We start from the raw sequence: 24,673 nt of genomic DNA, 5'->3' as shown, positions 1-24,673 counted from the left end.
GCGGTTTTTACTTTGATCGTAAATAAATTTATCACACGCCTTCAAAAGGCTATTATTTTTCGATAATAATTGCAAAATGCAACTAAATTGAAATGAAGGAAGGTACTTAACATGGTTTCAGTAAAATTAAATTTAACTAATTCCATTATCGATAACAACTTGAGTGAAGAACTTTTTATGGGGAAATTTGGCCTGGAGAAGGAGAACACCCGAGTCGATAAGGAAGGAAATCTTGCACTAACCCCTCATCCAAAAGCATTTGGAGACAAAATCGATAACCCCTATATCAAAACGGATTTTTCGGAAAGCCAGGTTGAGATGATTACTCCCGTATTTCATTCTATTGAGGAGACCTATCATTTCCTTGAAGCGCTGCAAGATATCGTGATGCAGGAATTAACGGGTGAATATTTATGGCCCAGCAGCAATCCTCCCGCGTTGCCGCGTGAAGAAGATATTCCAATAGCGAGGATGAATGATCCTATGGAGGACTCGTATCGACACGAGTTAGCTCAGAAGTATGGGCGGAAAAAGCAGCTGCTTAGTGGAATCCATTATAATTTTTCGTTTAACGAGGATTTTCTTAAAAAGCTATATGTAGCTGCAAAAAGCAAAGATGGATATAAGCATTTTAAGGATGGGCTGTACTTAAAGGTAGCACGTAATATTTTGAAATACCGTTGGTTGCTTATTTATTTGACAGGAGCCAGCCCTGTTTTTAATAAATCATATATTGAACAATGTGTTGCCTTAAGCAATCAGCTGGATAAAGAAAGCTACTATTTTCCTAATATGAATTCACTTCGTAATAGTGTTTGCGGATATCGAAATGAAAAACCCCTTTATGTTTCTTTTGATTCAACAGAAGAATATGTCCAGGATTTGCGGAATTTAGTTCTCTCTAAAGATTTACTAAGCGTGAAGGAATTTTATAGTCCCATTCGTATGAAACCGGCAAAAAGCGAAAATACACTTCAAGAACTGCTTGAAATTGGTATAGCTTATGTAGAACTGCGTATGTTCGATTTAAACCCGCTTTATAAAAATGGCATTAGTCTGCAAACCCTGCAGTTCATTCATCTATTTCTGATTTATATGCTTCTGAGGGACGATGAACCCTTTACTAAAGAGGAACAGCAACAAGCAAACGTAAATGTGGATACTCTTATGATGGAAGGTCTTCAAGGGAGAATCTATGATCGTGGAACTGTGGTAAGCATGGAGAACAAGGCCATGGCCATACTTGATGAGATGCATGAAATGCTGAAACTCATAAAGCCGGATAATCAGCAATGGCTTGATCTGCTGGAACATGAAAAGAGAATCATCGTTAACCCTGCTCTCAGCCATGCATCCATCATTAAATCTGAAATTCAAGGTTCTTCTTACTTGCGTTATCATTTAAATAAAGCTGAGCAGTATGCGACTAATAGTCTCGAAACTGGATACAGGTTTGCTGGCTATGAAGATTTAGAATTATCAACACAGCTCTTATTAAAAGCAGCCGTGAAGCGCGGTATCCGCTTTGAGCTTATTGATCGTGATGACAATTTTGTTGTATTACAAAAGGGTGAACATAAGGAATATGTGAAGCAGGCAACGAAAACATCCCTGGATTCATACAGTACTGTTCTGATTATGGAGAATAAGATCGTGACCAAAGAAGTTCTGAAGCAGCGGGGTATTCGGGTTCCGGGTGGGAAAGTCTATCGAAATCTGCAAGATGCCATGCTGGATTATGGGGTTCATCAGGATCGGAAAGTTGTAATTAAACCGAAGTCGACGAATTTTGGACTAGGTATTACGATTTTCACGAACAGTTTTACGAAAGATGATTATAAACAAGCTTTTGATATGGCCTTTGAACATGACCGGTCCGTCTTGCTTGAAGAATTTATTACGGGAAAAGAATACCGTTTCCTTGTCATGGGGGATGAGGTCGTTGGGATCTTGCATCGTGTACCCGCCAATGTGGTTGGGGATGGAGTTCAGACCATTGAACAGCTGATCCATGAAAAAAATAAAAATCCATTAAGAGGAGAAGGGTATAGAACCCCCCTTGAACGGATTAAATTAGGTGAGGCCGAAAAGATGTTTTTGAAAATCCAGGATAAACACCCCTCCGATATACCAACTTTAGGTGAGGTCGTCTACTTGCGGGAGAATTCCAACATTAGTACAGGCGGGGATAGTATCGACTTTACAGATGAAATTCCAATAAGCTATAAGCAGATTGCCATTCAATCTGCCAAGGCTGCCGGAGCCACATTCTGCGGAGTCGACATGATGATCAATGATATTAACGAAGAAGCAACAGATCAAAACTACAGTATTATCGAAATTAATTTTAATCCTGCGATCCATATTCATTGTTATCCGTATCGGGGCATGAACCGTAAGGCGGATGATAAGATTCTTGATTTGTTATTCGCAGCCAAATCCTTTGTTTAAGGATTTGGCTTGTATTTGTTTCAGTAGTAATAAAATATAACTTGATTTGTTTGAAGTATATATTAAAATATAAGCATAAGATTATATGCGAAGAAGTGAGAGGTGTGGAAGTTGAAAGAGACTTGGGTTGATTTGTTTCCAAAGCGAATTTGGATACTGCACTCTGACCGGACGATTAGCAGTTTACTTCGCCATGGACTCATTAACCAAGGCTATATGGTGAGTGAGACTTCGTTTGATTCAGGCCATTCGGTTCCTGCTTGCGATCTACTTCTTCTGGATTCAAAGCTGAATGACAAGTTAATGTTTGATGAAGAAACCTATAAGAGAAGAATGGGAAGTCCTCCTATTTTGGAGATCGGAAAGCCTTCTTGCGTATCATCAGGAAAGTGGTCTAGTTATATTGTGGATTACATTCAGACGCCCATCGAATTTCCTGAACTGATTCAAAAAATCACTTCCGCACTTCACAAAAATAGTCCTGTCCTTCATGCCATGCAAATCTCTTCATACACGAAGGCGTTTCGAGTTCGGGACATTGAAATCTACCCCGATCAGTTTGAAATCAAAAAAAAGGATCATGTTTTAACGTTGAGTAACGTGGAAATGGATCTATTTATTCAGCTAGTGCAGCATCTGGATAGTTGTATTTCTGTGCTTCAATTACAAAAAACGTCTACGGCTGGCCCCAAGATAAAGGATAAAACGATAAAAAATCATATCATCACGATCCGCAAAAAACTGGATGTCTTTCAAGGAGAATTAGATATTCAAACGATAAGAAACAAGGGGTATCGTTTAGTATGGCGTACCAATGAAGGATTACTTTAGAAATTACGGCATCAGGAGTGTAACACTGAAGGAGAAACAATGAATAAAGACAAGCAGATTATCCTCATCGAGGACGAACCCTCACATGCTTTACTTTACAAATATAAACTGCTCACTGAAGGATACAATGTCGTCGATCTCCGGGGAACAGATGCTACTGCTTACAACTGCTCCAGAACTCTCCAGTGATGCAGATCATGAACTTTATTATCTTACAAAACCATTCCCTCTAGATGGGTTTGTACACCAAGTGAGATTATTAATGAGTAGGTTTCCTTTTTCAGAAACAGATTATTTTACACAGAGTTAATAAATTTACGAACCTGTTTTTACAATATAATTATATTCTTATATTGTAATATAAATATATTCAAATGGGAGCGATGAGAAAAATGAAAAGGGTTATGTCATTGGTTGCAATTTTGAGTCTATCTTTTGCTTTAGCAGCATGCGGTAGCGGGAATAACGGTGCTACTAATACTGCAGAAACAAATGCCGCTCAAGAGAATACAAGCAATGCAGGACAAAGCAATACATCAGAGACTGCATTATCCGGAACCATTGAAATTGACGGATCAAGTACGGTCTATCCAATAACAGAAGCAGTGGCCGAAGAGTTTGGCAAAGAGAATAAAGATGTACGTGTGACGGTGGGTGTTTCCGGAACCGGTGGAGGATTCAAACGTTTTGCTGCCGGGGAAACAGCGATTTCCAATGCATCACGTCCGATTAAGGATGAAGAGGCCGAACTGGCCAAGACAAATGGCATTGAATACATTGAACTGGAAGTAGCTTATGACGGATTATCTGTCTTGGTCAACCCGGAGAACGACTGGGTAGATTACTTGACTACTAAAGAACTTAATGAAATTTTCAAACCCGGCAGTACCGTGAAACAATGGAGTGATGTCCGGAGTGGATGGCCTGCAGAGGATATTAAAATTTTCTCACCAGGTGCAGATTCCGGTACCTTTGATTATTTCACCGAAACCATCAATGATGAGGCACAAGCAAGCCGTAATGATGCTCAAGTAACCTTTAGCGAAGATGACAACACGCTGGTACAAGGTGTGGAAGGCGAGAAATACGCACTGGGATATTTCGGCTTCGCTTATTTTGAAGAGAACCAGGACAAGCTGAAACTCGTTCCTATTGACGGTGGTAAAGGACCGATTTCTCCTTCTGCTGAAACGATTAATGACGGGACGTATGCACCGTTGTCACGTCCACTATTTATCTATGTTAACAAGGCGTTTTTGGATAAGCCGGAAGTAAAAGCATTTGTTGATTTTTACATGAGTCATGCTGCTGACTTGTCTGAAGAGGTAGGCTATATCCGCTTGCCGCAAGAAATGTATGACGCAGGGATCGCTAAGCTTCAATAAAAAAGTTGGTGCTTGAAGAATACAGGTGGTATCTCGACATGAAACTCATGTAGAGGTACCACATTTTTGATCTATATTTTTAGACGAGGAGCATGTGAGATGCAAGAAATCAAAAACCATCCGTTTAAAAGAAGCAAATTGCGCATTGCCGACTATATAATTCCAGTCCTTCTATTTCTATGCGCTTTTATTTCGGTGCTAACCACAATCGGTATCGTATACACGTTGTTTTCGGAATCCATTGCCTTTTTTAGAGAAATATCTATATCTGAATTTTTTACAGGTACGAAATGGGCTCCCCTTATCGCTCCGACAAGCTTTGGTGTATTGCCTCTTCTCATGGGGACATTGATGGTAACTATCATCGCATCGCTTATTGCTCTTCCCATCGGTTTAGCTTCAGCTATTTATTTAAGTGAGTACGCGTCCCTAAAAGTTAAAAAAGTGGTGAAACCTGTACTGGAGGTTTTGGCCGGGGTTCCAACGATTGTATATGGATATTTCGCCTTGAGTTTTATATCTCCTATCCTGCAAGCTGTAATTCCAGGTGCTGGAATGTTTAATGCACTCAGTGCGGGGATTGCTGTTGGCGTGATGATCATTCCTATGGTTTCTTCGTTGAGTGAAGATGCAATGAGAGCCGTACCTAAAAGTTTAAGGCATGGCGCGTATGCTTTAGGCGCAACCCGATTGGAAGTAGCGCTTCAAGTAGTGTTGCCGGCGGCTCTTTCCGGTGTCATCTCGTCATTTGTTCTTGCGTTCTCACGTGCGATAGGGGAGACGATGATTGTCACCATTGCTGCCGGTGCAACGCCGCAAATGACAGGAAATCCTCTTAACAGCATTCAAACCATGACTTCCTACATCGTACAAGTCAGTTTGGGAGACACCCCACATGGTTCCCTGGCGTACGGTTCGATATTTGCTGTAGGACTTACGTTATTTGTGATTACCTTTTTGCTGAATATACTGGCATCAGCGATCGCCAAACGCTTTAGGGAGGTTTATTAATGATGTCAGGGCAAATTGCTTCCAGAAGGAAAAAAGATTCTGCTTTAAAATTATTGTTTCTTGCCGCTACATCGGTGGGTGTGCTGGCTCTTATATTACTGTTAGTGACGATCCTGATTGACGGTGTGAGTTCATTAACTCCCGATTTATTTACCAACTATCCTTCCCGACGTGCTTCTTCCTCAGGGCTGAAATCCGCTTTAGTCGGGACGGTATATATGGTCCTGATTATGGCGCCGTTATCTTTTCTGATTGGAGTAGGTGCAGCGATTTTTATGGAAGAATATACCAATAAAGGATGGATAACGAAACTGATTCAACTGAATATTAGCACATTAGCCGGAGTCCCTTCGATTGTGTACGGGATCTTAGGGCTTACCATATTTGTGAGAACCATGCATCTGGATCGAAGCTTGCTTTCCGGTGCTCTGACCATGACGCTGCTTGTTCTCCCAGTCATCATTGTTTCTGCGCAAGAAGCGATTAAGGCAGTCCCTAATACAAGAAGAGATGCTTCTCTTGCTTTGGGAGCGACAAAATGGCAAACGGTGCAGCGTGCTGTGCTGCCTTCCGCATTTCCGGGTATCTTAACCGGAGTCATTCTCGCCATTTCACGGGCGATTGGAGAAACGGCTCCACTGGTTATGATTGGGGCATTGACTTATGTCGCCTTTTTGCCAAACAATCTGCTGGATCAATTCACCGTACTGCCGATTCAAATATATAACTGGATTGCTAAACCCCAGACGGACTTTCATGATTTAGCTGCAGCTGGAATTATTGTATTACTGGTCATGCTTCTTTTCCTGAATATGATTGCCGTCACCCTACGCAATAAGTTTCAGAAGAACTTGTAACTAAGGAGACTATTTGATGAATGTGATCCAAGTGAATGAGCTAAATGTATATTACGGTGAGCGCCAGGCTCTGCAAAATATAAACTTGAGTATCCCGGAGAAATCCATTACGGCATTAATCGGTCTTTCCGGATGCGGTAAATCGACTTTGCTGCGAACGATTAACCGGATAAATGATCAAGTTCAGGATATGAGAACAGAGGGAGATGTCCTGATTAAAGGGGTATCAATCTTTGGTAAAGAGGTACGAACGGAAATGCTCCGCAAGCGTGTAGGTATGGTTTTTCAATTGCCGAATCCATTTCCAATGACGATCTATGACAATATCGCCTATGGACCACGGCTGCACGGCATCACAAAGAAAGCGGAAATCAATGAGATTGTAGAAAAAAGCTTGCGTGCGGCTGCCTTGTGGGAGGAAGTGAAGGACAACCTGAAGCAGCAGGCCTTTAGTTTGTCCGGAGGGCAACAACAGCGGCTTTGTATTGCAAGGGCGTTGGCTGTGAACCCGGATATCCTCCTCATGGATGAATCAACAGCGGCGTTAGATCCGCTTTCTACACAGAAGATTGAAGACCTGGTAAAAGAGTTGAAAGAAGAATACACCATCGTCATGGTGACCCATAACCTGGCTCAAGCTGCCCGGATTTCGGATCAGACGGCATTCTTGTTGAGTGGAGAAGTTATAGAATTCGCTCCAACGTTTGACTTGTTTTCAAATCCGCTGGACTCAAGAACCGGAAATTATATTATGGGGCGTTTTGGGTAAAAATCCTTCGATTAGCGATAGGGATTTAACAAAGAATTTACACAGAGCAGGCTTTGTATATAATCATTTAGTTATATAATAATTTATATATGAAAAGGAGTGGGAGACGATGAGTACCAAACCCGTACGTCTTTATTTTCTTTGTATCCAGAATCGCTGCCGGAGTCAAATTGCTGAAGCTTATGCCAGATATTATGGAGGTGAGCAGGTTATTGCAGAGAGCGCTGGGCTCGAAACCGGAGACATTCATCCGTATACGATTGAAGTAATGAAAGAAGTCGGGATTGATATTTCCACCAGAATCTCAAAGAGTATTGATATGCAGACTTTTATGCAGTCGAATGTGATTGTAAAGCTATGCGAACAATTAAATGAAAAATGCCCTGTCGTACCGTTTGCCATTAAAAATGTGCAATGGGATATTGCCGATCCATTAACCCATGAGGGCCGTCTGGAAGATGTAAGATCCGCGCGTGATGAAATCCGGCTAAAAATTATTGAATTGTTGAGGGAGTTAAACATACCTCACCGCATCAATCAATAAGATAAGAGTTATTCTTAGCTTACAGGGAGGTATTGCTATGCAAGATTCAATTGTAATTCTATTTCTTTGCACCGGCAATTCATGCAGAAGCCAGATGGCTGAAGGATTTGCCAAATATTATAGCATGCTTTACAACGCTAGCTTTGAGATCCATAGTGCAGGACTTGAAGCCCACGGGTTAAATCCGCGAGCTGTGCAAGTAATGGAGGAAGCTGGTGTAAGCATTATGTCTCATACATCGGATAATGTTTCTCTTTCTCTCATCGCTCGATCCGACATCATTATTACATTGTGCGGACATGCTGATGAGCATTGTCCGGCACTTCCTCCAAGAGTGAAAAAAGTGCATTGGGGATTTGAAGACCCTGCAAAAGCAACAGGTTCTGAAGAGGAAATAATGGGTACATTTCGTGAAGTCAGAGATTTAATTAATATCAAAATGAAGTGGTTTATTGAAAGATTATCGAAGACGGACCGTTTAAAACTTGATAGCATCTTTTAGTAGCGACTTCAACCTTTCTTGATTTTAAACGATTTGAACTTTAATATATTATTATATATTTATGTATCATCTTGTTTGTACTCTTGAGAGGACTGTGCATATGTTTAATATGGAAATGGCGGAAAAACTGAAATTGCTGGGTGACAAAACCAGACTAACGATACTGGGACTGCTTAAGGATAAAGAATGGTGTGTATGTGATTTAGTGGAGATCTTAAATATGTCCCAGCCCGGCGTAAGCCAACACTTGAGAAAGTTAAAATCACAGGGTGTTGTGAATGAGACAAGACGTGGGCAGTGGGTATACTACTCATTGAATGTGGATGATAAACCCTATATTCGGGTTATCCTTGATGAATTGCCGGACACCCAAACCTTACTTTTCTTGTTACAACAGAATTATACTGAAGCGGCTTGTGATTAAAGGCTAATCTCAGAATCCAGACACATTAGCACTTGATTATATAAGTGTATAGTTATATAATAATGAGGCAAAAGGGGGAAGACAACATGAGCTTTGCCTTGGATGATTTGGACGAAGTTTCACAGACATTGAAGCTTTTAGGAGATAAGACAAGATTAACGATGATGAAGCTTCTTGAGAAGCAAGAGTGCTGTGTATGCGAGCTTGTTGAAATTTTCAAGACGAGTCAGCCGTCAGTCAGCCAACATTTGCGGAAACTTAAAGACGCTGGTCTGGTTAAAGAGAACCGGAAAGGCCAATGGATTTTTTATTCGGTCAATACGAACAGCACTCAGAATGAATTAATCCAAAAATTGATCGCTTTCGTTCCTTCACAAGATCATGAATTGGAAGAGCTTGATAAAAAAGGTCTCAGAATTTCATGTGACTAAATGGAGGTTAGTGGATTGGTTTCGGTACTATTAGCGAGTATCATTTTTGTAGTTACGTTAATTTTTGTGATTTGGCAGCCCCGAAATCTATCGATTGGATGGTCTGCCTGCGGCGGTGCAATATTAGCTTTGCTTGTGGGTGTAGTCAGTTTTACCGATGTTCTCGATGTCACCTTGATTGTGTGGAATGCTACGCTGGCTTTTGTAGCGATCATACTAATTTCATTAATCCTCGATAAAATCGGCTTTTTCGAATGGGCTGCTCTACATATGGCCAGAGCTGCCCGTGGGAATGGCATTCGGATGTTTATTTATGTCACCATCCTTGGAGCGGTTGTGGCTGCGTTTTTTGCCAATGATGGGGCAGCGCTGATCCTTACTCCCATCGTACTTGCCATGGTGCGCGCCCTGAATTTTGATGAGAAAAAAGTATTTCCATTCATCATCGCCAGTGGGTTTATTGCGGACACCACTTCATTGCCGCTCGTCGTCAGCAACCTGGTTAATATCGTATCTGCGGATTTTTTTGGAGTTACTTTTATGGATTACGCAGGACATATGATTATACCTACCCTATTTTCTTTAGGGGCGAGTATTCTGGTTCTGTTCCTTTTCTTTCGAAAAAGCATCCCGCGGCAATTTGACAGCTCGCAGCTCAAAAATCCGGCAGAGGCCATCAAAGACAAGAAGATGTTCAAGCTATCCTGGGTGGTTCTTGCGATTCTGCTGGTTGGATACTTTGTCAGTGAATTCCTGAACATTCCGGTATCTGTGGTTGCCGGGATTATCGCAATCTTTTTCTTGCTCATGGCAAGAAGAAGCCCTTCCGTACCGACCATGGAAGTGGTCAAGGGAGCGCCTTGGGCGGTCGTATTCTTTTCCGTTGGCATGTATGTCGTTGTTTATGGACTGCGCAATGCTGGACTTACGGATGTACTCGCCGATGTGATTCAGCTCGTGGCCAATCAAGGGCTATTCGCAGCAACGATGGGCATGGGCTTTATTGCCGCAATCATCTCATCTGTGATGAATAATATGCCAACTGTCATGATTGACGCACTGGCCATCGATGCTACCAACACAACCGGAGTCATTAAAGAAGCTTTGATTTATGCGAATGTCATCGGTTCCGATTTAGGGCCAAAGATTACGCCGATCGGTTCACTGGCTACTCTGCTCTGGCTGCATGTGCTATCCACCAAAGGTGTGAAGATATCATGGGGAACGTACTTTAAAACAGGAATTATTTTGACGATTCCCACGCTGTTTATTACGCTGCTGGGCCTATATTTAAGATTAACCTTATTCTAATTTAAAAGGAGATCATCACACATGGACAAGAAAACACTTTACTTTTTATGCACAGGGAACTCATGCCGGAGCCAGATGGCGGAAGGCTGGGCTAAACAATATTTGGGGGACAGCTGGAACGTTTACAGTGCCGGTATTGAAGCACACGGTCTGAATCCGAAAGCCGTCCAAGCCATGAATGAAGTGGGTATTGATATCTCGGGACAAACATCCGATATCATTGATTCAAATCTACTTAATAACGCGGATTTGGTCGTCACTTTATGTGGGGATGCCGCAGATAAATGCCCTATTACACCGCCGAAGGTGAAACGTGAACACTGGGGGTTTGATGACCCGGCCAAAGCACAAGGTAATGAAGAAGAAAAATGGGCTGTATTCCAACGTGTACGTGACCAGGTCGGAGCACGCATTAAACAATTTGCTGAAACCGGCGAATAATGAATAAACCAGCCGGGATCATCCGGCTGCTTTTCTGAAGAAAGGAGATTATGTTCATGAAATCCATTGAAATTTATGATCCAGCGATGTGCTGCTCTACAGGAGTCTGTGGTCCAGGCGTTGATCCGGAATTAATCCGCATGTCTGCGGTCGTTCACAATTTGAAGAAAAAAGATGTTAGCGTGTCCAGATATAACTTGTCCAGTGAGCCGGATGCTTTTGTGAGAAATGAGGTCGTCAAACAGTTATTGACCGACGAAGGACCAGACGTATTACCTGTGATTCTTGTAGACGGCCAAGTGGCAAAAAAACAGGGGTATCCTTCGAATGAAGAACTGGAAGCATGGACGGGGATTCCCGCCTCAGAGCTTACGACGAAGCCAAAAGTGCGTTTAGAGCTTAAAGTGAAATCACAATAAGGGAAAGAAGGGGCGACATGTCTATCGGGTTTGATCCACTTACGATACTGCGCACGCCATATCTGTTCTTTACAGGCAAAGGAGGCGTAGGTAAAACCTCAACAGCCTGTGCAGCAGCAGTCGCACTTGCGGACTCGGGTAAACGCGTTCTGCTCGTAAGCACCGATCCCGCCTCCAATCTGCAGGATGTTTTTGGAATGGAGCTCTCTAATCATCCGGCCCCGATTGAGGGAGTTCCTCGGCTGTTTGCTGCGAATTTAGACCCGGAAACGGCTGCGGAAGAATACAAAACTAAAGTGGTTGCTCCCTACCGGGGAGTTTTGCCAGATACGGTGATCGCTACCATGGAAGAACAATTATCAGGGGCTTGCACCGTGGAAATTGCAGCTTTTGATGAGTTTACGACGCTCTTGACCAATGACCAGTTGAAAACTGAATTTGATCATATTTTGTTTGATACCGCACCTACAGGTCACACGCTGCGTTTATTGCAGCTGCCATCTGCGTGGAGTGGATTCCTGGATGAAAGTACGCATGGTGCCTCTTGCCTGGGCCCTCTGGCAGGATTGGAGTCTAAGAAAACACTGTATAACGAGGCGGTGCGAACCTTATCGGATCGAGATCAGACCACACTTATTCTGGTCACCCGTCCAGAACATTCGCCCTTGCTGGAAGCGGCCCGCGCGTCTTCCGAACTGAAGGGAACCGGTATGGAAAATCAGCTGCTAATTATTAATGGGGTATTGTCTTCTTACACCGAGGAAGATCCTGTAGCTGAAGGATTTTATAACAGGCAGATACGCGACTTGGAGCAAATGCCGGATGAACTTCAATCGATGCCGAGTTATCGTATTCCATTAGCTCCATTTAACGTGAACGGGATACTAAATTTACGTGAATTTTTCACCTCGACTCCTAAAAGGACTGAACTCATAGAAGCCGAGGATAAGAACATTTCAATTCCGCCTCTTGGAACCCTGATTAATGATCTGGACGCCGCTGGTATCCGGGTGATCTTTACGATGGGCAAAGGAGGCGTTGGGAAATCAACGGTTGCTTCTGCCATTGCGGTTGGGCTTGCCGAACGTGGACATCGTGTTCATCTGAGCACCACTGATCCGGCAGCCCACCTGCAATATGTTCTTGGAGAAGCTCCTAATCGAATAACCCTTAGCCGTGTCGATCCCAAGGTTGAACTGGAAAGATACCGGAATGAAGTCATGAACCAAAATGCAGATTCGCTCGATGAGGAAGGGCTTGCCTTTCTCCAAGAGGATTTAAGTTCCCCATGTACGGAGGAAATCGCTGTATTTCGAGCTTTTGCCGATTTGGTCGAACGTTCCGAAGAAGAGATCGTAGTTATTGATACGGCACCGACAGGCCACACCTTGTTATTGCTGGATGCGACTCAGGAATATCATAAGGAGATTGCCCGTTCCTCGGGGTTGATTCCGGATTCGGTTCAACATTTGCTGCCAAGGCTTCGTGATCCCAAGGAAACTAGTGTCGTGATCGTCACTTTAGCGGAGGCTACACCTGTCTATGAAGCCTCGCGTCTGGAGAAAGATCTGAAACGCGCCGGCATTCCTACAAAATGGTGGGCGATCAATCAAAGCTTTGCTGCTGCAGGAACGATAGATCCTGTGCTTAGCGGCCGAGCTCATGCCGAACAAGAATGGATTGAGCAGGTGCTTCAAATATCTGAGGGTTATGCAGCACTCATCCCTTGGCAACCGAATGAAGTCACGGGGTACACACAGCTTAAAGGTCTGGCTGGAAATATTTCGAAATAGAAGGAGTGAGATGAATGGTCATTACCGATGAAGCTAAATCGTTTATCGAGCACATGATGAAGGAAGCAGGAGTTTCCACCTTACGGTTTGGCTATGCTGGAGCAGGATGTTGTGGACCCAGCTACCAGTTGTCGCTTGAGAAACCACAAGAGAATGATACTGTCACTCGAGTCAATGAGGTCGAGGTTGCAGTGGATTCACGGGTTGCTGAGCAGATCAACGGAATTACACTTGATTTGGTTCAGGATGAACAAGGTGCAGGACTAACTATAAGTGGCGGAAGTAACTGCTGCTAAACACATGGGAGAGAAGTAAAATGGCAAATTATCATGAGCTTATTCAGAATAAAGTCTATATTGGCGGGGAAAATGACTTGACCGAAGCTCTGCGGGAGCAAGACATTACAGATGTGTTTGATTTGAGAGATAAAGGAAGCGAGGTTGAAGGCTTTCCAGCTAAAGTAACCCGCCATCATTATCCGATCGTGGAAGATAAGTCCGGCCAGGAAGCTTCCGTGAAAGCAGCCATTCAAGCTGTTAAAGAAGCGGTAGACAGCGGCAAGTCTGTATATTTTCATTGCTCCGGAGGACGGAACCGCACAGGAACCGTGGCCACAGGATTATTGCTTGAGCTGGGTTTGGTGTCCACGGTGGAAGAGGCTGAAGGTTTAGCCAAAGAAAAACGTCCGGATATTAATATCAAGCAAGAAATGCGTGATTTGTTGAAGGGATTTTATCCGGCGAAGTAATCTGAGGAAAGCCTTGCTAAGACTCCTATCGATAATTTGAAAAAAAGACTTCTGTCAATGATCATTTGGTCATACCCCTGTCAAGTAGACAGATGAAAAAAGCTAAGCAGCCAGCGCGTGTCGATACTCAATCGGCGCGCGTTGTTTGAGCTACTGATAAAGGTACAACTTTAGGCAGTCCCGCAATGGCTAATACGCGTGTAACGCCGTGTAGGTCACGTAGCGCCTCGATAGTTTGGTAATTGTCCCCTGGTCTCAAATTCTGTGCTTTCAAGTAATCCCGTTCTTCCTCAATACTGGAAAATGATGTGCGTGGGCGTCCCTTTATGGGACTGGATGAGCCCTTACGGGTATCGAATGCTTCTCCATCTCAGTGCTTCCTTACCTGGCTGATCCCTTAAGAAACTCCCTCACCGCCGCCATCTTGAAATCTTCCGTATATTGTTGAAATACTTGCCCTTTTTTTGGCCATAAAAAATATCCCCTCCAAGTTTACTCGTTCCTAATGAAAGTTATAAAGTAGAGATGTCAATAACGAATCGATACCGCACATCACTTTTGAGGACACGCTCATACGATTCTTCGACTTGGTCTGCACTGATCACTTCAATCATAGGGGCAATGCCGTGTTCAGCTGCGAAATCGAGCATTTCTTGGGTTTCACGAATTCCACCAACGAGTGAACCTGCAATGCTGCGACGACCCATAATTAATGAAAATACATGATACTTATCTGGTTCAACTGGTGCACCAACATTTACAAGTGTTCCATCAATACGAAGCAGGGATAAATAGGCATCAACATCCAGATTCGCAGACACGGTGTTTAAGATCAGATCAAAACGACCTGCTAATTCGGTAAATGTAGCGGGATCACTTGTCGTAAAGTAATGATCTGCACCAAATTTCAATGCTTCCTCTTTCTTATTATTAGAGCGACTCAATATTGTTACTTCAGCACCCATAGCATGAGCACCGAATGCACTGTGAATATCAGAGTGGCAAATGCCACTAAACTTAATATCTATTGTTATAAATGTTGACTTTAAGGCAAAGGTTTTTTTGAAAATGTTAATAATTAATTAAGCTTTTCTTTGTGGTACTTCTTTTCTAAATCATCGTAGTATTCTATTTTCGATTCAATTTTTCTAAAAGCGTTATCCAAGTCTCTTTGTTTCTCCATCATTTTCTCTTTATGTTTTTCAAATATCTGTTTGCGTTGCGAGGCTGTACTGTCTCCTTCTTTTGTTAATTCCACGATCGCACGTAACTCTGAAAGAGGTATGTCAGTTTTCCGTAAACATACAATAAGCTCTAACCATAATAAATCTGCTTCGTTAAAAATACGATTTCCATTTTCATCTCTTTTTATAAAAGGTAGAAGACCCTCTTGTTCATAATATCGGAGTGTATGTGTAGGCAAACCTATCTTTTCTGCTGCTTCTTTTATATGAATTTCCATTGTATCCATCCTTCATAAATCTATTAGGTTTTATTATAGACCTTAAAGTGTACTTTAATGCAACATCGCGTTTTCATCTTCTTCCGGGCATTTAAGAATGTTTCTTGACTTAAAGTCGACTTTAAGGGTTATTGTTGCTTTGTATTAAAAAAAAGAAGAAGTAAGGAAGGAAGGTTGGAGATGAATTTTTATGGCTAAACGAAGTAATTTGCTTATATTTATATTGACGGTAGGAGTTTTCGGTATTTTAAATACTGAAATGGGTGTTATTGGTATATTACCTTTAATTGCTGATTACTATGATGTCAGTGTATCAAAAGCAGGGTTGTTTGTGAGTCTCTTTGCACTTGCTGTTGCAATATCTGCTCCAAGTATGCCGCTATTGTTTTCGGGTATGAATCGCAAGAAGGCAATGTTACTTGTACTCGGTGTTTTCGTTCTGGGTAACATTGTCTCGATATTTGCATCAAACTTTACAATTGCATTAATAGCTCGTGTGATTCCAGCTATTTTTCATCCAATTTATTGTTCCATGGCATTTACAGTAGCTGCTAACTCAGTAAGCAATGATGAAGCTCCAAAAGCTGTTTCTAAAATAATGTTGGGAGTATCTGCAGGTATGGTACTTGGTGTGCCAATCACTAGTTTTATTGCTAGTGAAACTTCGTTTGAAATGGCCATGTTATTCTTTGCTATCATTAATGCTTTAACATTCATTGCTACATTACTATTTGTACCATCTATGCCTGTTAAGGAAAGACTTTCTTACGGATCACAATTAAGCGTATTAAAAAATTCAATTACTTGGCTTTCCATTGCCGCTGTTATTTTTATAAATTCAGCAATATTTGGGGTTTATAGTTACCTTGCTGAGTATCTTGAAACCATTACTAATATTTCTGGAAAGACGATTAGTTTAATGTTAGTTGTATACGGTGGGGCAAATGTTATTGGAAACATTGTGGCAGGGAAGTTACTTATTAAAAATGCCATCAAAACTGTAGCGTCTTTTCCTTTCGCATTAGGAGCAGTTTACATCGTATTATTCTCATTTGGACAGTTCACTGTACCTATGGCTATCATTACTTTGGTTTGGGGAATATTAGCCGGTATTGGAGGGAATATCGCTCAATATTGGATCACGTCCGCAGCTCCCAAAGCTCCTGATTTCGCTAATGGATTATTTTTATCATCCGCTAATATAGGAACAACAATGGGTACAGCTGTAGGTGGATTATTTATATCAGCAATCGGTACACAATACATCGGAGTAGGGGGATTACTATCGTTGATATTGAGTGCGGTGTGTATTTTGCTAAGAAACAACATATTTAGTCCTAGAAAACAACTTTCTTGATATATCGGGACTTTTTTACTTATCAGAAAAGTTTATAACCTCCGTATAAGCCGATTTGATGTAATCTAAAGTTGAATAATGCTTTACTATATTGTTAGCTAGTGTTGTAAGAACCAATAGGCTGAGAAGAACGACCAGTATTTTTTGTACAGTACGGTTCACTACATCTCTTACAAACCCGGCTGCAAGAGGAAAGAACGCGAATAGATAATGACCGGCATACAAATACATGTCATACTTGTAGGCTGCCAGGCCAAAGCCAACGACTACATGCAGCAGAAATGCAAAAAGAACATAAATGGCCATTGACCACGCTTCTCGCGTGCGTACCCCTTTTATAAATCCGAGCAAGGCCATGAAGATCAGCCCGAAGCCTACAATAGGGACATATAGCGGATAAGGCTTATTTAAGTCCGTAACAAAGGCAACGATTCCGGGATCAATTAATATGACATTCGGTGTTAGCACCGGATTGACAGTCAGCATGTTAAATAAGCTGGAGTGCTGAGCGAATGAAAAAGGCGAGACATAACGTAATGCACCGTTCGACATGCCTCCCTCTAGATTGGAAATCCATGTTCTGCCTGAAAACATAGCATATTGCAGTCCTGTGAAAGCAATGAGCAGCAGCAGGGAACCGATCATAATAACCGCAAACCGCGTCAATGTTTTTTTCCTTTGGCCGGGATCAAATATACTAATAAACAGCGCACCGGTGAAGGTAATAAGGTTTGTGGAAGTAACCCCAAAGTTCAGCAACGCCAGAAATGCTCCGGTAATAACCGAAAATGAAGCTAAGTCACGGCTTTTCTGCAAATAGCCAGCAGACAAAACTATAACCAGCTGAGCGTAGGGATAAGAATCTGGAATGAATGAGGAAAAGAGGCTATAGGAGCTTACGCCAAAAAAAACAGAAAACAGAATTGAAATCCGTGGATTTGATCCGCTTCTGCGCATTATAAAAAAAAGAATAACTGTGGTCAGTGCGTTAACAGCCGACTGTAGCAGGAGGTAAAGCGAATTGCCGAGCGAATGGGCTGACAAATAAGTAAGCGGAGCCGTTAGGAAATTATATAAAGGGTGAATGACGGATGCCGTGAAGCTGCCGTATTCCATAGAAGGGTCGAAGTTAAATAAGTTCAGAGAAAAGGGAGCGTTGTAAAATGGATTGGCAGCACTCAGTATATCAGCGTTTTCTTTTATGTACTGAACGTATGGCATATTAACAAGTACATACCCAACAAAAAAAACGAGCCATAGGGCTGCGGCTATGTAGTTATCCTTCTTATCTCGAAAATAATAGCTGTAAAACGACATATTCAACCACCAATCTTAACGTGTTTTATTTTTACCACAGGAGGAGAAGCAGGCCGGAAATAATAAAAACGAGGCCGGAAATTTTTATGATATCAATTGTTTCTTTGAAAAAGATCTTTGCAAATAGAAGCGCCCAAAGAAATGTAAGAGCGTTTGCCGGCATTACAAGGGTATACGGAAGTTTTTTCAGCAGGTAGATATTCAGCAGTGCGCCAATTCCGTATGAAGCAAAGCCAATGAGTAAAAGGGAATATCGTTTCTTGGAAGTGAATCCTTTGAAAAAAACACTGCCAAGAGAACCAAACAACGTCATCATTATGAGGAGCAGATATAACAGCAGCGGTTCATTTTTCATAGGAGGTTAGAGTCACTCCAATCCCGAGAAGCACGACGGCGGCCATCTTTTTCAATGTAATGGGTTCGCCCAGAAACATATCCCCGTAAATTAACGCGACAATATAGCTTATGCACATAAGTGGATAGGCCACAGACAGCTTTACCAGCGCCAACGATTTAATCATGAAAATCGCACCTAGCCCATAACAAACAAAACCGATAGCCATGTACAATATGTCGCTGTGCCCCCACTTCCAAAACAGTTGCCCGGTAGCTGTTAAAAATGCGGAAACGACCATGAACCATTTGCCGATATGCCGGGAATTTCCCGTTTTCAGAAGCTCCATATCAATCCCTCGCAACCTGCCGTATCTTTACGGTTAATTAAATAACTGTGTTTCACCAAGGTTAGCATGGGCATGTCGGATAAGGAATCGGAATAAGCGCAGGAATTATTGTAATCTGGTGTAATTTTTTTCTCTGCCAGGTAATGCTTGATACGCACAACCTTTTCTTCACCTTTGCAGTTGTTTCCTTTGATCGTACCCGTGTAGCGCCCCTCTTTTATAGTAAGTTCTGTTCCGATTACGCTATCCACCTCATTCAATTCATTGAAATACTTCATGTACGCGGCGGGTGATGCGGTAACCAAAAGGATGTGATAGCCTTCTTGTTTTCTGTACCTCATCTCCTTGAGGGCCTGCGAATAAATCCGCGGTTTAAGCTTCGTGTCAAAAAATTGTTTGAGATCTTTTTCGTCCAAATATTTGATAAAACCGAAAAAAGCACTTTTCGCGTGCTCAGCACTCATCAGGTTCAGCTTGTACAACACGGAATATAGCCCGGCAAGAAACACCCAATGGAGCGAAGCGGGTTTTTTCTTTAATCCATACAACAGGAAAGAAAACATGGAATCATTAAAGATGATCGTTTTGTCGACATCAAATAGAGCGAGCTTTTGAGACATGGTGTCTACCTCTTTTTAGTCATATTATTCAAAGTAAGCTAGAATAGCGACTACGCTGACAACATAGAGAATGACCGTGATCAGAATGTGGCGGTCCTCAAACAATACTTTGTCGGGGGCTCCCCCTTTTTTCTCTATATGTATCAGATATAAATAGCGGAACATGCCGTAAATCACCAGCGGAATCGTCCACATGAGATGAATGGTGCGTCCGGACGTAAATGTAAACAGAGAGTAGCTGATTATCGTGGCCGTTGTCACAATACCGCTTAACTGATCCAGTAGTTCGTAGGAATATTGCTCCAAAACCTTACGGTGAGCTCCCTTGATATTTTCCAGCAAAAAAAGCTCATGCCGTCTTTTTCCGATTGCGAGGAAAAGGGAGAGGAGCATCGTACACAACAGAAACCAAGGGGTAAACGGAACGTGTATGACTAGCCCGCCTGCAATGGCGCGTAATACAAAGCCTGCTGCAATGATCATGATATCAATGATAACGACATGCTTAAGACGAATGGAATAAGCAACATTTATGCCAAAGTAAAAAGCGAGCAGAAGCGTAAACAAAGGATTCAATAAGTAAGACAGTGAGAGAGAAGCCATCATAATCAGCGCGCCGAAGGCAAAAGCCAATTGCGGATGAAGTTCTCCGGAAGCCATCGGACGGTAACGTTTCACGGGGTGGTTCCGGTCTACTTCCCTGTCTATGTAGTCATTAACGATATATACGCATCCAGATACGAAGCATAGGCTCAAGAAGCCGGCTAGACTGTTGTACAGGGCTATGGGGCTTACCGTCTCGAAAGAAAACAGGGGAGCGGCAAACACGAGCAAGTTTTTGGTCCACTGTTTAGGCCGTAGCTGCTTGACGATAATTAGGGGAAGCTGCCTATGAAACACAGGTTTGTTGACATATTCATTTAGCGGAGAGAGCACAACAAGGACCTCCTAATAATAACAACTAATCTTTACAAGAAAAAAAGTAATGTATTTCCATTTTAGATGGTTATTATACCATATCTTTATATTACAATAAATAAGATTTGATCGAAGTGAAGAGTTTGCAGATAAATAAAATGACTGGCGTGTTATGTCAATTCTTAAAAGCATCCCGGTGGGATGCTTTTTTTATATTTTTTTTACACCTTTCAAGGGTTTAATTTACCCCCTTTTTACACCGAAAGGGCTTAAGATTTCAACATACCGAGGAGGGGAATACATTACAGGTAATGCCCATGGACAGGGACAGTATACGTGGCATTAGTAATCAACTAGCATACATTTTATCCCTAAAGGGAAGCTTACTGCTAAGGCGTATAAGGAGGTTGTCTGGGATGTACAACGATTTAATTATGGTTTTAATGTTCATCGTCGCATTTTTAGTGTTTTGGGGGTTTCTGAAGTTTTGTGAAAAAGCTTAGGAGGTAGCTGCATGATTATTGTTGGAATTATTGCCTTTGCGCTGATTTTGTATCTCGGATTTGTTTTGGTCAAACCGGAAAAGTTCTAAAGACCCAAGAAATTTTTCGAATTAAGATAAGGGGGATTTCCTGTCATGGGTATGGGAATTGTACAGATAGCCATTACGCTGGTCATCATTTTGTTGCTGGTGAAGCCGATGGGCAGCTATCTGGTAAAAGTATTTGATTATGAAAAAACGAGCCTGGACCGCATTTTCGGTCCGTTTGAGCGAATAATTTACCGGATGATGGGGGTTCGCGACAGCGAGGCCATGGGGTGGAAGCGGTATTTGAGCGCAATGTTACTGACCAATTTCATCATGCTGCTCTTTATGTATCTGGTCCTTCGGCTTCAAAAGTTTCTGCCGCTAAATCCGGACGGGATCGGCAATATGCCATCTGCGCAAGCATTTAATACGGCTGTATCCTTTATTACAAATACGAACTGGCAGTCCTACAGTGGGGAAAACGCTTTGTCGTATTTATCTCAACTGCTTTCGGTCACCTTCCCTATGTTTACATCTGCAGCTACCGGTTTCGCGGTTGCGATTGCATTCATTCGCGGGTTGATCGGCCGGCAAGATAACCTGGGGAATTTTTTTGTGGATATGGTTCGTTCAATTACCCGTGTATTCTTACCGCTTAGCTTTATAATTGCCCTGTTCCTGGTGTTTCAAGGTGTTCCGCAGACTCTGTTGGGGGCAGCGGATGCCACCACTTTGGAAGGGGCGAAGCAGACAATAACTCGGGGTATGGTGGCATCGCTTGAATCGATTAAGCATATCGGAACGAACGGCGGGGGATGGTTTGGCACAAACGCGGCACATCCGTTTGAGAATCCCACGCCTTTGACGAACCTGGTTTATATTCTAAGCATGATGCTGCTGCCGACCTCGCTTGTTTATGCTTTTGGGCTGATGATTAAGAACAAAAAGCAGGGCTGGGCCGTATTTACGGCTATGGGACTTATTTTTATGGTCATGCTGGCGACCGTATTCATGTCGGAGTATCGGGGAGTTCCCGCTCTTGACGCGATGGGCGTGCACGGCAATATGGAGGGCAAAGAGGTCCGCTTTGGCCTGTCCGGGTCCGCATTGTTTACAGCGGCAACAACTGCGGCAACAACGGGAAGTGTGAACAATATGCATGAGTCGTTAACTCCGATGGGCGGTTTTGTTCCTCTTGCCGAAATGATGTTAAATAACGTATTTGGGGGAAAAGGCGTTGGGCTGCTAAACGGTTTGTTGTATCTTATATTATCTATATTCATTTGCGGCCTCATGGTCGGCCGTACACCGGAATTTCTGGGCAAGAAAATTGAAGCAAAAGAAGTGAAGCTGGCATCGATCGCCCTCTTGGTTCATCCGGTTCTCATACTGGCGCCAACCGCACTGGCTTTCGCGCGTCCGGAAGCCCTTTCGTCGATCGCAAATCCCGGCATGCATGGGTTCACGGAAGTGCTCTATGCCTTTACATCCGGTTCATCCAATAACGGTTCCGCGTTTGCCGGTTTGAATGCCAATACGAATTTTTATAATGTAGGCATCGGAATAGTCATGTTGTTTGGCCGATATATATCCATCATCGCGATGCTTGCCATCGCCGGATCTCTCGCTACCAAGCGCATAGTTCCGGTAACGACAGGGACTTTGCGGACGAATACTCCCCTGTTCACAGGGATTTTGATCATGGTCATTCTCGTGATCGGGGCGCTTACGTTTTTCCCTGCTCTTGCATTGGGACCAATAGCTGAACATTTGGCAATGCCGCATTAAGGTCGGCGTTAATTAGCAGAGGGAGGATTTATATGGCTACTGTCCGTAATAAAACGTTAACGAAGGAAATCGTATCACAGGCAATCATTGATGCCTTTAAGAAGCTGAACCCTGCGGTGATGATCAAAAACCCCGTTATGTTCATCGTTGAAGTAGGAACGGCCATTACTTTACTATTATCATTGGCCCCAGATCTCTTCGGCGCCACGACGGTAGGCGGGGGTTATAATATCGCTGTGTTTTCCATCCTGCTTCTTACTGTTCTCTTCGGTAATTTTGCCGAAGCGCTCGCGGAAGGCCGCGGCAAAGCCCAGGCGGACACACTAAGGAAAACGAAATCCGAAACGATGGCCAAGATTTTGCAAAAAGACGGGTCCTACGGGCAAGTCTCTTCCACCCGGTTAAAAAAGGGAGATATCGTCCGTGTGGATGCAGGCGAAGTTATTCCTACGGACGGCGAAATTATTGAAGGACTCGCCTCTATCGACGAATCGGCCATCACAGGAGAATCCGCGCCTGTCATTAAAGAAGCGGGCGGAGACTTTTCCTCTGTAACCGGTGGGACGAGAGTGGCTTCCGATTACATTGTTGTGAAAGTCATGACCGACCCGGGTGAATCGTTCCTGGATCGCATGATTTCGCTCGTGGAAGGCGCCAAACGGCAAAAAACACCGAACGAAATTGCCTTAACTACGTTACTTGCCGTTTTAACGCTAATTTTCCTTATTGTCATCATCACGATGGTTCCAATGGCTCAATACCTCAATGTACAGCTGGATATAGCTACTTTGATCGCCTTGTTGGTATGCCTCATCCCTACCACAATAGGTGGGCTGCTGTCCGCCATCGGAATCGCGGGGATGGACCGGGTTACCCGGTTTAACGTGCTCGCCATGTCCGGCAAAGCGGTGGAGGCGGCAGGCGACATCGATACGTTGATTCTCGATAAAACAGGAACGATCACTTACGGAAACCGGATGGCGTCCGAATTCATTCCGGTAACAGGCGTATCCTCGAAGGATATGACGCTCACGGCCCTGCAAGCATCCGTAATGGATGAAACCCCGGAGGGACGATCAATAGTTGAGCTTGCAGGCAAGCTGGATGAGTCGTGGGCTGAAAACGAATATGAAGGCGCTGAAGTCGTAGAATTTACGGCGGATACCCGAATGTCCGGACTGAATTTACAGAACGGCACACAAATCCGCAAAGGTGCGGTCGATGCCATCAGGAAGCATGTATCAGCCAAAGGCGGAAGGATTCCGAACGATTTGGAGGAAATCACAAACCGGATAGCCAAAGCAGGAGGAACTCCACTTGCAGTAGCCGTCGACGATCGCATATTTGGTGTGATTTACCTGAAGGACACTGTGAAGCCGGGACTCAAAGAACGTTTCGCCGAGCTGAGGGCAATGGGAATCAAGACGATCATGTGTACAGGCGACAATCCCCTAACCGCAGCTACCATTGCGCTCGAAGCCGGTGTGGATGATTTTATTGCCGAGGCAAAGCCGGAAGATAAGATTAACGCAATTAAAAAGGAGCAGCAGGAAGGGAAGCTCGTTGCGATGACCGGCGATGGTACGAATGACGCGCCGGCACTGGCTCAAGCCGATGTCGGGCTGGCGATGAATTCGGGAACGATGGCAGCCAAAGAAGCGGCCAATATGATCGATTTGGATTCCGACCCGACAAAGCTGTTGTCTGTTGTTTCCATCGGCAAACAGCTATTAATTACGCGCGGCGCATTAACAACGTTCTCCATCGCGAACGATATTGCCAAATATTTCGCGATTATTCCCGCACTGTTTATTCTGGCGATGCCGCAGCTTGAGGCGCTGAACATCATGAATTTGTCTTCGCCGAAGTCGGCGATCTTGTCCGCACTGATCTTCAACGCCATTATTATTCCGCTGCTCATCCCGATTGCCATGAAAGGGGTCAAGTACCGCTCAACGAGCGCCGATAAACTGCTTGCGCGAAACGTTTTGATCTACGGACTAGGCGGTGTGATTGTGCCTTTTATAGGGATTAAGGGGATTGACATGATCCTTCATGGACTGAATATCGTCTAATACAGGA

27 protein-coding genes and 1 pseudogene are annotated in these 24,673 nt (G+C 43.3%); 21 read left to right on the top strand and 7 right to left on the bottom strand.

Annotation, left to right across the window (positions count from 1 at the left end):
* The first annotated feature begins 111 nt into the window (after positions 1-111).
* The 17 genes from gshAB to PaeBR_RS20205 all read left to right on the top strand — a co-directional run bounded on the left by gshAB (position 112) and on the right by PaeBR_RS20205 (position 13,917).
* Complete coding sequence (gene gshAB, locus PaeBR_RS20285; RefSeq protein ID WP_410512306.1) at positions 112-2,451, top strand: bifunctional glutamate--cysteine ligase GshA/glutathione synthetase GshB; 2,340 nt, start codon at positions 112-114, stop codon at positions 2,449-2,451.
* 111 nt (positions 2,452-2,562) lie between these two features.
* A complete protein-coding gene (locus PaeBR_RS20280; protein ID WP_410512305.1) occupies positions 2,563-3,282 on the top strand; it encodes a winged helix-turn-helix domain-containing protein in 720 nt (239 codons plus the stop codon).
* 39 nt (positions 3,283-3,321) lie between these two features.
* On the top strand, positions 3,322-3,471 hold the full coding sequence (locus tag PaeBR_RS20275) for a hypothetical protein (RefSeq protein ID WP_410512304.1): 150 nt from the start codon (positions 3,322-3,324) through the stop codon (positions 3,469-3,471).
* A gap of 185 nt (positions 3,472-3,656) precedes the next feature.
* Complete coding sequence (locus PaeBR_RS20270; protein WP_410512303.1) at positions 3,657-4,667, top strand: phosphate ABC transporter substrate-binding protein PstS family protein; 1,011 nt, start codon at positions 3,657-3,659, stop codon at positions 4,665-4,667.
* A 99-nt stretch (positions 4,668-4,766) separates the two neighbouring features.
* Positions 4,767-5,678 carry a phosphate ABC transporter permease subunit PstC gene (gene pstC / locus PaeBR_RS20265; protein ID WP_410512302.1) on the top strand — a complete coding sequence of 304 codons (912 nt, stop codon included), beginning with the start codon at positions 4,767-4,769 and terminating at the stop codon, positions 5,676-5,678.
* Positions 5,678-6,535 (top strand): phosphate ABC transporter permease PstA, encoded by an 858-nt coding sequence (pstA, locus tag PaeBR_RS20260; RefSeq protein ID WP_410512301.1) that lies wholly within the window; start codon positions 5,678-5,680, stop codon positions 6,533-6,535. Before pstC ends, pstA begins: the two co-directional genes overlap by 1 nt.
* Before the next feature lie 16 nt (positions 6,536-6,551).
* Positions 6,552-7,304 (top strand): phosphate ABC transporter ATP-binding protein PstB, encoded by a 753-nt coding sequence (gene pstB / locus PaeBR_RS20255; protein WP_410512300.1) that lies wholly within the window; start codon positions 6,552-6,554, stop codon positions 7,302-7,304.
* Positions 7,305-7,413: 109 nt separating this feature from the next.
* Entirely contained in the window at positions 7,414-7,848 is a 435-nt protein-coding gene (locus PaeBR_RS20250) for an arsenate reductase ArsC (RefSeq protein ID WP_410512299.1), read from the top strand.
* Between the two features lie 37 nt (positions 7,849-7,885).
* Positions 7,886-8,350, top strand: a complete 465-nt coding sequence (gene arsC, locus PaeBR_RS20245; protein ID WP_410512298.1) for an arsenate reductase (thioredoxin) — start codon at positions 7,886-7,888, stop codon at positions 8,348-8,350.
* Positions 8,351-8,459: 109 nt separating this feature from the next.
* Positions 8,460-8,774: an ArsR/SmtB family transcription factor gene (locus PaeBR_RS20240; RefSeq protein ID WP_410512297.1), complete on the top strand. Its 315-nt coding sequence runs from the start codon at positions 8,460-8,462 to the stop codon at positions 8,772-8,774.
* An 86-nt stretch (positions 8,775-8,860) separates the two neighbouring features.
* Positions 8,861-9,205, top strand: a complete 345-nt coding sequence (locus tag PaeBR_RS20235) for an ArsR/SmtB family transcription factor (protein WP_410512296.1) — start codon at positions 8,861-8,863, stop codon at positions 9,203-9,205.
* A 15-nt stretch (positions 9,206-9,220) separates the two neighbouring features.
* Positions 9,221-10,516, top strand: a complete 1,296-nt coding sequence (locus tag PaeBR_RS20230; protein ID WP_410512295.1) for an arsenic transporter — start codon at positions 9,221-9,223, stop codon at positions 10,514-10,516.
* A 21-nt stretch (positions 10,517-10,537) separates the two neighbouring features.
* On the top strand, positions 10,538-10,957 hold the full coding sequence (gene arsC, locus PaeBR_RS20225) for an arsenate reductase (thioredoxin) (RefSeq protein ID WP_410512294.1): 420 nt from the start codon (positions 10,538-10,540) through the stop codon (positions 10,955-10,957).
* 56 nt (positions 10,958-11,013) lie between these two features.
* Complete coding sequence (gene arsD, locus PaeBR_RS20220; RefSeq protein WP_410512293.1) at positions 11,014-11,376, top strand: arsenite efflux transporter metallochaperone ArsD; 363 nt, start codon at positions 11,014-11,016, stop codon at positions 11,374-11,376.
* A gap of 17 nt (positions 11,377-11,393) precedes the next feature.
* A complete protein-coding gene (gene arsA / locus PaeBR_RS20215; RefSeq protein ID WP_410512292.1) occupies positions 11,394-13,169 on the top strand; it encodes an arsenical pump-driving ATPase in 1,776 nt (591 codons plus the stop codon).
* Positions 13,170-13,183: 14 nt separating this feature from the next.
* Complete coding sequence (locus PaeBR_RS20210; RefSeq protein ID WP_410512291.1) at positions 13,184-13,465, top strand: HesB/IscA family protein; 282 nt, start codon at positions 13,184-13,186, stop codon at positions 13,463-13,465.
* Positions 13,466-13,485: 20 nt separating this feature from the next.
* Positions 13,486-13,917 (top strand): tyrosine-protein phosphatase, encoded by a 432-nt coding sequence (locus PaeBR_RS20205; protein WP_410512290.1) that lies wholly within the window; start codon positions 13,486-13,488, stop codon positions 13,915-13,917.
* 512 nt (positions 13,918-14,429) lie between these two features.
* Here PaeBR_RS20205 and PaeBR_RS20200 read toward each other — a convergent pair.
* A pseudogene (locus PaeBR_RS20200) lies at positions 14,430-14,891 on the bottom strand (zinc-binding dehydrogenase); the annotation flags it as partial.
* Positions 14,892-14,995: 104 nt separating this feature from the next.
* Positions 14,996-15,379, bottom strand: a complete 384-nt coding sequence (locus tag PaeBR_RS20195; protein WP_410512289.1) for a MerR family transcriptional regulator — start codon at positions 15,377-15,379, stop codon at positions 14,996-14,998.
* A gap of 190 nt (positions 15,380-15,569) precedes the next feature.
* Between PaeBR_RS20195 and PaeBR_RS20190 the strand changes: the two genes are divergently transcribed.
* On the top strand, positions 15,570-16,736 hold the full coding sequence (locus tag PaeBR_RS20190; protein ID WP_410512288.1) for an MFS transporter: 1,167 nt from the start codon (positions 15,570-15,572) through the stop codon (positions 16,734-16,736).
* Positions 16,737-16,751: 15 nt separating this feature from the next.
* On the opposite strand, the gene PaeBR_RS20185 is transcribed toward PaeBR_RS20190, so the two are convergent.
* The 5 genes from PaeBR_RS20185 to PaeBR_RS20165 form a co-directional block, all read right to left on the bottom strand.
* Positions 16,752-17,567, bottom strand: a complete 816-nt coding sequence (locus PaeBR_RS20185; RefSeq protein ID WP_410512287.1) for a DUF6080 domain-containing protein — start codon at positions 17,565-17,567, stop codon at positions 16,752-16,754.
* A gap of 517 nt (positions 17,568-18,084) precedes the next feature.
* Positions 18,085-18,408 (bottom strand): EamA family transporter, encoded by a 324-nt coding sequence (locus PaeBR_RS20180; protein WP_410512286.1) that lies wholly within the window; start codon positions 18,406-18,408, stop codon positions 18,085-18,087.
* Positions 18,398-18,736: an EamA family transporter gene (locus tag PaeBR_RS20175; RefSeq protein WP_410512285.1), complete on the bottom strand. Its 339-nt coding sequence runs from the start codon at positions 18,734-18,736 to the stop codon at positions 18,398-18,400. The genes PaeBR_RS20180 and PaeBR_RS20175 overlap by 11 nt, the downstream gene beginning before the upstream one ends.
* Positions 18,724-19,356: an HAD family hydrolase gene (locus tag PaeBR_RS20170; RefSeq protein WP_410512284.1), complete on the bottom strand. Its 633-nt coding sequence runs from the start codon at positions 19,354-19,356 to the stop codon at positions 18,724-18,726. Before PaeBR_RS20170 ends, PaeBR_RS20175 begins: the two co-directional genes overlap by 13 nt.
* A gap of 24 nt (positions 19,357-19,380) precedes the next feature.
* Positions 19,381-20,256 (bottom strand): decaprenyl-phosphate phosphoribosyltransferase, encoded by an 876-nt coding sequence (locus PaeBR_RS20165; RefSeq protein WP_410515258.1) that lies wholly within the window; start codon positions 20,254-20,256, stop codon positions 19,381-19,383.
* 532 nt (positions 20,257-20,788) lie between these two features.
* Here PaeBR_RS20165 and PaeBR_RS20160 point away from each other — a divergent pair.
* From PaeBR_RS20160 to kdpB, 3 genes are read left to right on the top strand one after another with little or no spacing between them, the layout of a single operon-like run.
* Positions 20,789-20,866, top strand: a complete 78-nt coding sequence (locus tag PaeBR_RS20160) for a potassium-transporting ATPase subunit F (RefSeq protein WP_410515257.1) — start codon at positions 20,789-20,791, stop codon at positions 20,864-20,866.
* A gap of 51 nt (positions 20,867-20,917) precedes the next feature.
* Positions 20,918-22,591, top strand: coding sequence for a potassium-transporting ATPase subunit KdpA (gene kdpA, locus PaeBR_RS20155; RefSeq protein WP_410515256.1), 1,674 nt, complete (start codon positions 20,918-20,920; stop codon positions 22,589-22,591).
* A 32-nt stretch (positions 22,592-22,623) separates the two neighbouring features.
* The gene (gene kdpB, locus PaeBR_RS20150) at positions 22,624-24,666 is read left to right on the top strand and encodes a potassium-transporting ATPase subunit KdpB (RefSeq protein WP_410512283.1); all 2,043 of its coding nucleotides are present in this window, start codon (positions 22,624-22,626) and stop codon (positions 24,664-24,666) included.
* The last annotated feature ends 7 nt before the right edge of the window (positions 24,667-24,673 follow it).

The sequence above is a fragment of the Paenibacillus sp. BR2-3 genome (assembly GCF_046529485.1).
Taxonomy (GTDB): Bacteria; Bacillota; Bacilli; order Paenibacillales; family Paenibacillaceae; genus Paenibacillus_AQ.
Note: the sequence above shows the minus strand (reverse complement) of the source record. Positions and strands in the feature narration are given on the sequence as shown.